Source organism: Vibrio sp. Y42_MX_L11 (genome assembly GCF_024181785.1).
GTDB lineage: Bacteria > Pseudomonadota > Gammaproteobacteria > Enterobacterales > Vibrionaceae > Vibrio > Vibrio diabolicus.
In genome coordinates this window covers 36,677-50,045 of the sequence record NZ_JAMZAP010000013.1, presented here as the reverse complement: position 1 = coordinate 50,045, position 13,369 = coordinate 36,677, and the positions used below count along the sequence as shown (strand labels likewise).

Annotated in this window: 8 protein-coding genes and 1 pseudogene; 6 read left to right on the top strand and 3 right to left on the bottom strand. The window is 45.4% G+C overall.

Translation table 11 applies throughout. From position 1 onward, the window contains the following. Positions 1 to 337: 337 nt before the first annotated feature. Both vmeY and vmeZ read left to right on the top strand, forming a co-directional pair. Positions 338 to 1,465, top strand: a complete 1,128-nt coding sequence (gene vmeY, locus NL643_RS14185; RefSeq protein WP_134645504.1) for a multidrug efflux RND transporter periplasmic adaptor subunit VmeY — start codon at positions 338 to 340, stop codon at positions 1,463 to 1,465. An 8-nt stretch (positions 1,466 to 1,473) separates the two neighbouring features. Next, positions 1,474 to 4,625, top strand: a pseudogene (vmeZ, locus tag NL643_RS14180) (multidrug efflux RND transporter permease subunit VmeZ). A gap of 91 nt (positions 4,626 to 4,716) precedes the next feature. Here the strand turns inward: vmeZ and NL643_RS14175 are convergent. Next, a complete protein-coding gene (locus tag NL643_RS14175; RefSeq protein ID WP_074190491.1) occupies positions 4,717 to 6,486 on the bottom strand; it encodes a methyl-accepting chemotaxis protein in 1,770 nt (589 codons plus the stop codon). A 101-nt stretch (positions 6,487 to 6,587) separates the two neighbouring features. Beyond that, positions 6,588 to 7,001, bottom strand: coding sequence for an alternative ribosome rescue aminoacyl-tRNA hydrolase ArfB (gene arfB / locus NL643_RS14170; protein WP_005396137.1), 414 nt, complete (start codon positions 6,999 to 7,001; stop codon positions 6,588 to 6,590). 76 nt (positions 7,002 to 7,077) lie between these two features. On the opposite strand from arfB, the gene NL643_RS14165 reads away from it, so the two are divergent. Beyond that, entirely contained in the window at positions 7,078 to 7,680 is a 603-nt protein-coding gene (locus NL643_RS14165) for a beta-phosphoglucomutase family hydrolase (protein WP_031780520.1), read from the top strand. Between the two features lie 87 nt (positions 7,681 to 7,767). Here the strand turns inward: NL643_RS14165 and NL643_RS14160 are convergent, their stop codons facing one another. Beyond that, positions 7,768 to 8,760 carry an OmpA family protein gene (locus NL643_RS14160; RefSeq protein ID WP_114323356.1) on the bottom strand — a complete coding sequence of 331 codons (993 nt, stop codon included), beginning with the start codon at positions 8,758 to 8,760 and terminating at the stop codon, positions 7,768 to 7,770. Between the two features lie 461 nt (positions 8,761 to 9,221). Here NL643_RS14160 and aroG point away from each other — a divergent pair, with 461 nt between their 5' ends. The 3 genes from aroG to NL643_RS14145 all read left to right on the top strand — a co-directional run bounded on the left by aroG (position 9,222) and on the right by NL643_RS14145 (position 13,363). Beyond that, complete coding sequence (aroG, locus tag NL643_RS14155; protein WP_253644657.1) at positions 9,222 to 10,274, top strand: 3-deoxy-7-phosphoheptulonate synthase AroG; 1,053 nt, start codon at positions 9,222 to 9,224, stop codon at positions 10,272 to 10,274. A 142-nt stretch (positions 10,275 to 10,416) separates the two neighbouring features. Next, positions 10,417 to 11,589 carry an MFS transporter gene (locus NL643_RS14150; RefSeq protein WP_085343905.1) on the top strand — a complete coding sequence of 391 codons (1,173 nt, stop codon included), beginning with the start codon at positions 10,417 to 10,419 and terminating at the stop codon, positions 11,587 to 11,589. Between the two features lie 211 nt (positions 11,590 to 11,800). Beyond that, complete coding sequence (locus NL643_RS14145; RefSeq protein ID WP_253644656.1) at positions 11,801 to 13,363, top strand: PAS domain-containing methyl-accepting chemotaxis protein; 1,563 nt, start codon at positions 11,801 to 11,803, stop codon at positions 13,361 to 13,363. Positions 13,364 to 13,369: the final 6 nt, after the last annotated feature.

The following is a 13,369-nucleotide window of genomic DNA, read 5'->3' as shown; positions in this document are numbered from 1 at the left end:
TGAGTATGAAGGCGTCATTTTTTGTCTTTTCAACCATAAAACGTTCTTATCTTGAGCACCGAATCTCACTTTCCGTCTTTATACGATATCTCACTTAGTGTTTCCTGGCGCCTCTAAATGCACGATGCCTGAGAGTGTATATCAAATAGTTATGATTGAGCTGCTTGTGTATTGTTCGTTAAATATCACTGTTAACTAAATTACTTTATTTTCTTTTTGTTTCTCATGTTTACATTTAGAAACATTTTGGGGGCTTTTGAGTGAAGTTTTCAGTGGCAGCAAGGAGTAAGGTTGATGGGAATTCAACAATATCCTGTTCTATAAAGACGGTAAATACATGCAAAAGAAACCACTTGTCGCACTAATGGCGGCTACAGCAATCCTCGCTGGATGCGGGGAAGCTAATAATGCCCAAAGGGAAGGCCAAGCGCCTCTCGTAGTGACTCAGGATGTCACGGTTATCGACTACCAACCGAGCAAGTCTTATATCGGTCGCATTGAAGCAGTAGAAGATACCAATATTACCGCGCAGATTTCTGGCTATTTAAAAGCTCGTCACTTTGAAGAGGGGCAAATGGTAGAAAAAGGGCAGCTTCTTTATTCTATCGAGCCATCTTCTTTTGAAGCACAAGTCGCGAGTGCTAAAGCGGCACTTGCACAAGCAAAAGCCGCGCTAAAAAAAGCGGAACTAGACCACACCCGAGGTAAAAACTTGTTGCCTCGCGGTAGTATCTCTCAATCTGAGTTTGACGCCTTAACTGCGGCACTTCTTGGTGCGAAAGCAGAGCTAGAAGCAGCAAACGCTCAGCTTAAGCTTGCTGAAGTTAACCTTTCCTATACTCAAATCCGGGCTCCGTTCAGCGGTCGCATTAGCGATACCAAAGTGAGTACCGGTGATCTTGTTTCCCCTTCATCTGGCGTGCTGACGACATTGGTGAGCTTAGACCCAGTGCATACTTCATTTAGTGTGAGTGAGCGCGAGCGCTTAGCCATGGGGATGGATCAAGTCAAAGGCGACGGCTCAGCAGAATCAAACAGAGTTGAAGTTCAGCTTGAGCTGGAAAATGGCCAGTTTTTTGAGCATCTCGGTAAGCTCGATTTCTTAGGTAATCGTATTGATACCAAAACTGGTACGATTGCAATGCGTGCGCTAGTGCCAAATCCAGAGCAAAAGTTACTTCCGGGTCAGCACATCAAAGTGAACTTGAGAGATAAGAACACGAAAGACGTTATTGTTATCCCACGACGTGCAGTACAGACTGACTTAGAAGGTGACTTTGTGATGGTGATGGCTGAGGGAAGTGTGGCAGAGCGTCGTAACGTCGAGCTTGGACCTCAGGTTGAACAAGGCATTATCATTCGAGAAGGCCTCGATCAGGAAGATACGGTTATTACACAGGGCCTACAGCGTGTGCGTAATGGTGTAGAAGTGCGCATTCAAACACCTGCTGAAGATAAGCAGTAGGGGGCACTATGTTAAGTCGTTTCTTTATTCAGAGACCTAAATTCGCGCTGGTTATTTCGATCATATTAACGCTAGCAGGCGCGATCTCACTGGCGATTTTGCCAGTGGCGGAGTACCCACAGATAAGTCCGCCATCAGTCAGCGTTTCGGCATACTACACCGGTGCGAGTGCGGAAGTTGTCGAGCAGGCCATTGCGGACCCCATAGAGACCTCGGTCAATGGCGTTGAGGACATGATCTACATGTCTTCAAAGAGCGCGAACGATGGCTCATACAGCCTAAATGTCACGTTCGATGTCGGAACCGATCCAGACATGGCACAAGTAAACGTGCAAAACCGTGTATCACAGATCGAGTCAAAACTGCCTCAAGAAGTGCGCATGGTTGGTGTGACGGTGAAAAAGCGTTCACCTGACTTGCTGATGGTACTTAACTTCTATTCACCTGATGGCAAATACGATGATCAGTTCTTGATTAACTACATTAACTTGAATGTAAAAGATCAGCTGGCTCGTGCGAAAGGTATCAGTGAAGTTAACGTGATTGGTGGTGGTGAATACGCAATGCGTGTTTGGTTAGATCCGGAAAAAATGGCCAACCTTAAGCTAACCACGTCAGACGTATACGCCGCTTTGGCTGAACAAAACGTTCAAGTTGCGGCAGGGCGTGTTGGTGCAGCACCATACAACAATCCTCAAGAAGTTCAGTTTAACCTTGTGACCAAAGGTCGCTTGGAAAGCGTGAGCGAGTTTGAGAACGTTGTCCTTCGAGCTAATCCAAATGGTTCCACGGTTTATCTGAAAGATGTCGCTCGTGTCGAACTAGGTAAAAAGTTCTACGATGGTAACGGTAAATTCCGTGGTCAGGACGCGTCAATTGTTGCATTGTCTCTTCAATCGGATGCGAACGCGTTAGAAAGTGGTCAGGCCGTCATGGAGCTGCTTGAGGACTTGAGTAAAAACTTCCCTGAGGGCATGGCGTATGAGACCAGCTACGATACAACCGTGTTCGTATCTGAATCGATCAAAGGGGTAGTGAAAACGCTGATTGAAGCGATTCTATTGGTGATTGCTGTAACTTACTTGTTCTTGGGTAGTGCGCGCGCAACATTGATTCCTGTTGTCGCGATCCCCGTTTCTTTGATTGGTACGTTTGCCATCATGCAGGCGACGGGCTTCACCATCAATACGGTCACTTTGTTTGGCTTGATCCTCGCGATTGGTATCGTGGTGGACGATGCGATTCTGGTTATCGAAAACGTCGATACCACCATGGCGAAAGACCCAACCATTTCACCGCGTAAAGCGACATTGCTAGCGATGAAAGAAGTAACGGGCCCAATCATCACGTCGACCTTGGTTCTACTTGCGGTATTCATACCAGTCGCGATGCTGCCGGGTATCACTGGTATCATGTATCGCCAGTTCGCTTTGACCATCTGTATTTCGGTTGTGATCTCATCCATTAACGCATTGACGCTGTCTCAGCGCTTTGTTCTTTGGTATTGAAGCAGGGGGGGGGCAACACCGCTAACTGGTTCCAGGCTTTCAACCGAGGCTTAGAGCGTATCACAACGCGTTATGGTCAGGTCGCTGGTTTCTTGGTGAAGAAATCTTTGCTGCTCGTGACGTTCTTTATAGTCGCTATCGCGGCGGTAACTTTCTTTGCGAAAACTACCTCAACAGCGTTTGTTCCTCAAGAAGATAAAGGCATTTTGCTGGTTAACGTTCAGCTACCAGATTCAGCATCTTTATCTCGTACTGAAGAAGTCACCAATGATTTAATGAACATGATTGGTGAAGAGCCTGGTGTGGATGGCGTGACGGTTGCGAACGGTTACTCGTTTATGACAGGCGCAGCAGCATCAAACGGTGCATCTGTGTTTATCAAACTGCATGACTGGGATACTCGTAACTCGTTGCAAGGGGAACACTCTGCCAATGCCATCGCGGCGCGTATTAATGGCCGAGCGGCGACAGAGTTGCCTCAAGCGGTTGTGTTTGCGATGGGACCTCCGGCGGTTCCTGGTATGGGCGCTGCGTCTGGTTTTGAGTTTGTGCTTGAAGATACGCTAGGGCGAAGCCGTACCGATTTGTCGATGGTCATGGGAGAAATGATCCAAGCGGCCAACCAAGCCCCTGAAATTGCCTACACGTTTAGTACGTTCCGCGCGAATGTCCCGCACTACTACGTTGATATCGACCGTGAGAAAGCACAGCAGTTGGGTATTTCACTGTCGTCTATTTTCCAAACCTTGCAAGGCAACTTAGGTTCGCTTTATGTGAATGACTTCACCATGTTTGGTAAGAACTTCCGCGTAACCATGCAAGCTGATAGCCAGCACCGTAGCAGCATGGAAGATCTAGAGCGTTTCCATGTTCGTTCTTCGAACGGTGATATGGTTCCGCTAAGTACGCTAGTGAGCTACGAGCAAGTGTTTGAGCCTGATGTGGCATGGCGTTACAACATGTACCGCAGTGCTATCATTCAAGGCCAACCAGCTCCGGGCTACTCTAGTGGTGATGCGATTGCCGCAATGGAACGCGTTGCAGCAGAGGTTCTTCCGCAGGGCTACACGTACGAATGGACAGGTATGGCTTATCAGGAAGTACTTGCGGGTAACCAAGCCATTTATGCGTTTGCACTGGCTTTGATCTTCATTTACTTGTTCATGGTGGCACAATATGAGAGCTGGAGTATTCCATTAGCCATCATTTTGGTGGTGCCAGTAGCAACGTTAGGCTCCTTCTTGGCGTTGAATCTGACTGGGACACCGCTTAACTTGTATGCGCAAATTGGCCTTGTCTTGCTCATAGCCTTGGCGGCGAAAAACGCAATTTTGATTGTGGAGTTCGCCAAGCAAGAACGTGAAGAAAAAGATGCTGATATCGATAGTGCAGCGGTTAAAGGAGGCACGTTACGTTTCCGCGCAGTGAATATGACATCTTGGTCGTTTATCCTGGGTATCTTCCCGCTGATCTTCGCCGCAGGTGCAGGGCACGTGAGCCAAAACTCGCTCGGCGTGTCGCTGATTGGTGGTCTATTGTGTGTGCTTCTAGCAGGTACATTCTTGATCCCAGGCTTCTACGCTCTGGTGCAAAGACAGCGTGAGAAAGTTCATGGCGGCAACACCAAGCTGGTTCCTCTTGATGATGAGTAATCACACCCGCTGTGCACAGTAGAGCACGAAGTTAAAGTCGAAAAAAAGCCCGAAGCAATGATTGCCTCGGGCTTTTTATTTGTAGGGAAGGTTATTTTAGCGCGGTTTTAAATTGTGCAACGGCTTCGTCCATATCATGAGCTTGAGCAGAAACAGAGTTCACCTCGTGCAAGCATTCCTGAGCGGATTGCATGTTGTTTTCAGATATCGCGTTAAGCTCGGTGATTGAGCCACTAACTTGGTTCATCACGATACCTTGCTCTTCAATCGCAGAAGCAATGCGCTCCGAATTGCCTTGAATTGCATGCATGTCAGTGATGATCTGCTGCAGGCTAGAATCCAGTTTTTCAGAGGCATTGAGCGTTTGTTGTCCTTGATCGTTACATTGATCAATATCCGCCACGACCGTCGACATTTGAGCTTGAATATCAACAACAACTCGCGTGATTTCCTCGGTAGATTGATGAGTTCGGCTAGCTAGGGCACGTACTTCATCGGCAACAACGGCGAAGCCACGACCTTGCTCGCCTGCTCGCGCGGCTTCAATTGCTGCATTGAGAGCCAGTAAGTTAGTTTGTTCCGCAATTTCTTGGATGATGTTCACGGCACCACCAATTTTATCTACATGCTGGTTCAACGAGCCAATCGACTGCTGACTGTTCGATAAAATACTGGTCAATTGACCAATGTTGGTTACGGTGGTTTCAACAACACTTCGGCCTTGTTCGGCATTATTCGCGGCTTGATGTACACCCTCTACCGCAACCGACGTGCTTTCCGATATTTCGCCTATCGTTGCCACCATTTGCTGAACCGCAGTAGCCATCGATGCAGTGTGGTCCGTTTGAGTATGGAACTGCTCCATAACCCCTTCTAGCTCACGATGCATATTATCGGTACTGGCTGTTAACTGCGCCGATTTTTCTTGGGTGCCACTAATTAACTGCTCAAGCTTATCCAACAGATCATTGAGGTGGTGGCTGATATCAAATAGCTCATCTTTGCCTTTCAAGTCAGAGCGCAGTCCCATGTTGTTTGTTTCGCTAATGCTTCGAATGGTGCCAAGCAAGCTGTTTACTCGTGTATTGATTGAGCGAGAGATTTGCCAAATCAATGCGAAAATAACACCTAAGATCAGGGCAGTAATCACTTGCTTGATGGTCGACATTTGTTCATCACGCTTTGCAGCAGCAGAGCTAAGGGCTGTCGAAAAGGTTTCAAATTGCTCTTCTACGGCATGAGATAATGCGCGAGTTTCACCAAGTAGGCCTTGGTCGTAAGCGACCCCTACAACTTGTTTTTGTGCCGCTACTAGCTTACCTGTTTTGATGAGCTCCGGAGCATATAGACCAACAAGCAAATCACTATTGAATTGACCTGATTTTACCGCAGAGTCAAAACGAACCAACGCCAGCAATTGCTGGTGGTCGGAGCGTTGCTTGGCTTCTAACAGTGCTTGCTCGTAACCAGAAAGAAGGCCACTCTTTGCATCAAGTCCGTAGCGTTGGTAAGCACTGACCAGATTCTGAAAGCCCTTTTGGTATGCAAGAAGGTCTTGTTTGAATCGTTGACTGGAAGGTAATTCATTGCTCGTGAGTATGCTCGCAAGCTCTTTTTCGGTATTTAGAAACTTATCAACATTCGCATCAAATTTGTTTAAGTATTTGTCATTACTACGCAGTAAGAAATCTTTCTCGTTTCTGCGTAAGTTGAGTAAACGTATTTCTAGATCGCCAACGAGTTTGATGGCGTGGTTAAGTTCATTGCTCTTATTGGCGAAATGGGATGACGTACCCAAAAGGGCCACGATGCCTAAAATGGCGATAACTCCGAGGAAGTAGAGTTTTTGCCTAATAGTCATATTGTTGTTTCCTGAATAAGTAACTAAAAAGAGAAATCCAATGAGATTTCCCAAGGGCTAGCAAACGTTGTTCAACTAACATGTCGAGAAAACGACATGCATTAATACAGCACTTTCTTACGTTGCTGCTTTTTCGCTCCATGCTTGTTCTTGGTATCAAGTCTTCGGCGTTGAGAAGCGCGGGTTGGTTTCGTTTTAATACGCTTCTTCTCCTGTAAGGCGGCAGCTTTAATTAAAGCTTGAAGCCGATTCAGGGCGTCTTCCTTATTTTGTTCTTGCGTGCGAAATTGTTGCGCTTTGATGATGATCACGCCATCTTTAGTTATACGACTGTCAGAAAGAGCAAGTAATCGTTCTTTGTAGAAGTCAGGTAAGCTGGAATGTCGGATATCAAAGCGTAAATGTATAGCGGACGCTACCTTGTTAACGTTCTGGCCACCATTTCCTTGAGCTCTAATTGGGGATAATTGAATTTCCCACTCTTGAATTGTGACGGAGTTCGAAATTTTGAGCATGATAAGTAAATGCCGGTAAGGACGATTGAAAGAGCTGATAAATTAACATCACAGATGTACAAATAGAAGAAAAGACATGAGCACGATTGATTTTAGGCCCTATGAGGGATTCATATTTGATATGGATGGTACTTTAATAGATACCATGCCAGCCCATTTGGCTGCTTGGCAAGCAACCGCAGATCGCTTTGATTTTCCGTTTTGTCAGGAGTGGTTTCACAGTTTAGGGGGCATGCCGAGCTTTAAAATTGTCGAGGAGCTAAACCGTGTGCATGAGCTTTCATTAGATCCTAAAACCGTCGCTACATTTAAAATGGAAACGTTCGCTGCTATGGAGCTGCACGGTGACGTTATTCCGTGTACTAATATCGTGTTAGAAGAATATTTAGGCCACAAGAAAATAGCGGTCGGGACTGGCAGTCAACGAGAAAGTGCCATGCGCTTATTGAGCCACTCCGGTTTATTGGACAAGTTGGATGTTGTGGTAACAGCAAGTGATGTAGAGAACCATAAGCCTTTTCCGGATACCTTTTTGGTGGCGGCCGAGCATCTTGGGTTGGAAGCGTCACAATGTCTTGTATTCGAGGATACCGAGCTAGGTAAACGAGCGGCGCATGCAGCGGGCATGGATTGCGTTATGGTGCAAGATAACGAGTTAATCTTTTTTCCAAAACCATAGTAAAAAGAGCGATAAAGCGAGATCAAAATGGGGTGCAAACGCACCCCATTAACTGTTACAACATCATAGATAAAGTATCATAAATGTTTATTCAGGTTGAACTAGCTCTTGGTATTCAAACGAAGGAACCACAACCTCTACGCGACGGTTTTTCTCACGACCTTCACGAGTGCTGTTGTCAGCAACTGGGTTTTCTTCACCCATGCCTTTCACAGTTAAACGATCTGAGTCAATGCCTGCAGCAGTTAGGTAATCCGCAACAGATTGAGCACGACGCTCAGACAGTTTTTGGTTGTAAGTCGCAGGACCAGAGCTATCCGTGTAGCCAGTGATCTCTACTTGAGCTTGAGGGTATTCGTTCAAGAATGATACGAAGTTGTCTAGACGCTCCGAAACAGAGTCTGTTAGCTTAGCACTGTCGAATTCAAACGTACCTGTACCGTACTCTTCTTTGTGCACTTTGCTCATCATCACTGGTTCTGGATCTGGCTCAACCACTTCTTCTGTTACAACTGCCGCAACCACTGGCGCAGCCGCAAATTTGTAGTTAAAGCCGATACCGAAGAAGTTAGCGTCCATGTCGTCCCATACGTCATCAGACAGGTCTTGATAGCGTTGATATTCTGCGCGTACGCTCCAGTTTCTGTCGATAGTGTATTCAGCACCTAGCGAGCCAGTTGGAACGAAATCTTTTTCGTCATCAGACATCATGTAAGCACCACCGATCTTAGCGAATAAGTTCCAAGAATCGTTCAAGTGCCAGTTAAATTTAGGTGCGAGAGTTAAAGCCGTTAAATTGCCGTCGATCGTATTAACTGTATTAGCCCCTGACTTAAAGTTAGCTTTGTAATCGCCTAAGAAGTCGACACCATACTCTAGCCCGATGATATCGGTGAAGTCATAACCGATATGTAGTCCAGCACCAAAAGCTTCATCATCACAAGGGCTATTTAGATAGCAAGCATCGTCAAGTGTAGTCATGCCTACTTTGCCCCCGATATACATTTCAGCTTGAGCAGAGTTTAAAAGCGCGCTACTACCAGCTACCACTGCTGCTACTGCAATTGCTACTTTGTTCATAATGTTTCCTTGTATTGATTGCATATTAACTTCTACTTCGTTTTATCAAAAAATTAGAAAAAACCAGCGTTTATAAGAAATTAGTTTAATATTCTAATCATTTCATATCAAGCAACAATATCTTTGAACTTGATCAACATTTACTAACCAATAACACCTCACAAACTTCTGATATTTCTTACATTGTAGTAAAGATTTTTGGGTTCATAAGAAAATTGATGATTATTTTGAACTTTTTTTCGTAAACTTTATTTTACATTGTGCGCGGTAGTTAACAGGTGGTTTTTATTTGCATTTATTTGCAAAAACTGATTGCAAGTCTACGCCTAAGCCGATAAGTTACTTAAACGCTAGACAGAAAATGACCAGAGCCCTTGATGCTGCTCGCTTTGTGAACAATGTTGCAATGAGTTCAGTTGGCAAAAAATTGGGTCGGAAATAAAAACCAGGAAGTAGAAGTAATGTTTCAAACTGATGATGTAAGAATAAATATAGTAAAAGAGTTATTGCCACCTGTAGCAGTATTAGAGAAGTTCCCAGCGACTGAAACCGCTTCTTCGACCACTTTCGATTGCCGTAATGCCATTCACAATATTCTTGAAGGAAAAGATGACCGATTGCTTGTAATTGTTGGCCCGTGTTCTATTCACGATCCTGCTGCTGCGGTTGAATATGGTAAAAAGCTAAAAGTATTACGTGATGAACTTGGTGAACAACTAGAAGTTGTGATGCGAGTTTATTTTGAGAAACCGCGTACAACGGTAGGATGGAAAGGTCTGATCAACGACCCTTACCTGAATGATACCTACAAGCTGAATGATGGTCTGCGTATTGGACGTAAGCTTCTTCTTGATCTTACCGATATGGGCTTGCCGACCGCGAGTGAGTTCTTAGATATGATCACGCCTCAGTACGTGGCGGATCTGATCAGTTGGGGTGCTATCGGTGCTCGTACGACAGAATCTCAGGTTCACCGTGAGCTTGCTTCTGGTCTTTCTTGCCCTGTTGGGTTTAAAAATGGTACAGACGGGAACATTAAGATCGCGAGCGACGCGATTCGTTCTGCAAGTGCTTCTCACCACTTCTTATCAGTAACAAAATACGGTCATTCTGCGATCGTAGAAACCGCTGGCAATCCTGATTGCCATATCATTCTCCGTGGCGGTAAAGAGCCAAACTACAGTGCAGCGCATGTGGCTAAAATTAAAGACGAGTTAGACGGCGCAGGGCTACCGAAAAAAGTGATGATTGATTTTAGCCACGCTAACAGCTCGAAGCAGTTCAAACGTCAAATGTTGGTATCTGATGACGTATCAGAGCAAATCGCTGGTGGCGAAGAAGCAATTTTTGGTGTGATGATTGAGTCTCATTTAGTTGAAGGTCGCCAAGACCTAGTAGATGGCAAAGCGGCCACTTATGGTCAGTCGATTACCGATGCATGTATCGGTTGGGAAGATACGGAAACCGTACTTCGTCAGCTTTCAGATGCAGTAAAAGCGCGCCGTAACAAATAAGCTCAACAGAAAGAACTTTTTTAAAGAGCCAGAGGCATTGTGCCTCTGGCTCTTTTTTATTGAGAATTACTCGCATCTCTTTCTATTGTTTCTGCTTTCCTATATGTTATCTGTATGCGCTGTAACCAAAAGGAATTTGGAATTGAATCGTAATGTATGGCTATTATCCCTTTGCCAAGCCCTATTAATGACAGGGAATATTTTACTCATATCTGTTATTGCCCTTATTGGCAAAACACTTGCGCCGTCATCAAGTTTTATTACGTTGCCCGTTGCGCTGCAATTTTTAGGACTGATGGCTGCGACGATCCCAGCATCACTAATTATGGGCAAGTTGGGACGTCGCCTTGGGTTTAGTCTCGGTAATGTTATTGGCATTTTGGGTGCCAGCCTAGCGACGTATGCGTTAAGTCAACAGAACTTCTATCTGTTCTGTGTTTCTACCTTTTTGCTCGGTGTTGGTATTGGCTTCGGAACGCTATACAGATTTGCTGCTATTGAAGTGTGTGAAGAGTCGGCAAGACACAGGGCGATTTCGATATCTATGGCGGGAGGGGTACTAGCGGCGATACTTGGCCCTAATTTGGCGGTGTATTCACAGCAATGGTCAGATGATGGTTTGTACATTAGTGCTTTTGCCGTGCTTATTGGACTTTATATAACTGCGTTGATCGTGCTGCAAACGATTCGTTTTCCACCAGCACACACGCAAGTTCTACATACTAAAGCGGATAAAGTGGGGCATATTATCCGTCGACCTAATTTCATGCTAGCGGTTATCGCCGCAATGGTTGCGTATGCGGTGATGAACATTTTAATGACAGCAACGCCTCTGGCGATGATTGGTTGTGGCTTTGATTTTGACAAAGCGGCAGGAGTGATCGAATGGCATGTGCTGGGCATGTTTGCACCGGCGTTTGTCACGGGACGCTTGATAGAGCGGCTTGGCGCGAAGAATATGATTTTAGCCGGTGGATTGCTATTTGTTGCTTGCATTGGAATTAACATACACGGAGTGTCCATTTGGCACTTTAGTCTTGCTTTAGTTCTGTTAGGCGTTGGTTGGAACTTTATGTTTATCGCGGCAACTGGGTTATTTAGTCAAAGCTATGAAGCGAAAAACAGGAGCAAGGCTCAAGCATTTAATGAATTCTTCGTGTTCAGTTGTGTCACTATCACTGCATTACTATCTGGCTGGCTTGAATCCACCGTAGGTTGGCAAAACCTTAATTTGTACGTTCTTCCTTTTGTGCTACTCGTCATCGTGATGTTTGCTTTGAAAACGAACAAAGAAACGGAATCCCAAACTGCTTGATTAAATCTTCTATACATGGCCCGGCATAACGTGTCGGGTTTTGTTTATTAGCTCAACTCCACAACTTCTTCTTTATGTTTTTATTGATAATGTGAATTCCCACACTAAAAATGTCGAATTGATAAGACTTTTTGTCTAACTTTTTGTAATAAAAATAAAAATCCTGTATATATCTTGCCGAAAATCAATAAAAACTACAGAAGTTTCGTCTATGTCAGCCAATATTTCTCATAAAGCTCAAGAAACTCTCGTGAGGGAGTCTGAGGAACTCGTCTCAACAACGAACCTACAAGGTGTTATTACGTATTGTAACGAAGCCTTTTGCCGTGTTGCTGAGTACACTCACGAAGAACTCGTCGGTCAGAACCACAATATCGTTCGCCACAATGACATGCCTAAAGCCGCTTTCGGCGATATGTGGGCTCGTCTTAAGCAAGGCAAAGCCTGGCGCGGCATGGTTAAGAATGCCACTAAGTCGGGCGGTTACTATTGGGTTGATGCCTATGTCACCCCTATTTATGAAAATAACCACGTTGTTGGTTATCAATCTGTGCGCGTGAAGCCAAAGCGAGAGTGGGTTGATATAGCCACGAAAGCCTACAAGAGTATGCGCGCCGCCGAGAAATCAGGTCGTACTTGGTCGTTGAAAATCAATGAAACCATTCGCTATGCGATTCTACTTGGCGCATTGACCGCACCTGCAGCTGCATATGCATTGTCTATTGAAGGTCCATTAGCTTGGCTTGCAAGTGCACTACCTGCGAGTGTTCTAGCGTTGTTATTCCGCCAAGAATTAATTGATACGCCTCAACAACTGAAAAAGTTACAAAAGCAATACGACAGCGTGAGTCGCTTGATCTATTCCGGTAATACGGCATTTTCGATTGCCGATTTCCATATCAAAATGCTGTCCGCAAGAATTCGAACCGTGTTGGGAAGAATGACAGACTCCGCACTGCCGTTGCAGCATTGCGCCGAAGAACTCAGTCAAACCACAGCAGAAGTTTCGGCTGCATTAAATCAGCAAAACACCGATATTCATCGCGTACGTGATGCGACTCAAGAGGTGGAGTCTTCGGCGAATTCAGTCTCTTCTAGCACCAATGATGCCCATATGCTAATTGATGACACATTGAAGTCATGCTTGATGGCGAAGGAAACCATCGATCAAACGCACACCAATCTAACGCAGTTGAGCCTTCAAGCTGAAAAAGCGACGGAAACGACGTATCAACTGAGTGATCAGGCGCAGAAAGTGAATCATTTGATGGAAGAGATTGGTGGGATCGCAGAACAAACCAATTTACTGGCACTTAACGCGGCAATTGAAGCGGCGAGGGCGGGTGAGCAAGGTCGTGGTTTTGCTGTTGTTGCCGATGAGGTGCGCGCGCTCTCTGGTCGCACATCCAATGCAACTGAACAAATCCAAGCGTCTATCTCTGCTATGTTGGCGACGATACAAAGCTGGCAAAAAGACATTTTGGCAAACAAAGAGCAAACGGATACATGTTCTCAGGTTGCCGAACAAAGCGCGCTTCGTTTGTCTGAGGTTGAACAGATGATGCAAAGCATGAGTGGGTTGATGGTCGATGTGGCGGAAGCGGCGAATAACCAGCTGAAGCTATCCAGCGATGTAAATCAGCATATTCACTCTATTGCTTCTATGGCAGAGCAAAACTTGGCAGCAACGCACTCCGTAGAGCAAAACAGCCGTCAGTTGAAAGAGCAAGTACAAGATTTCTATCAGCTCGCGCTTCGATTTGAAGACAAATAGCCGTAA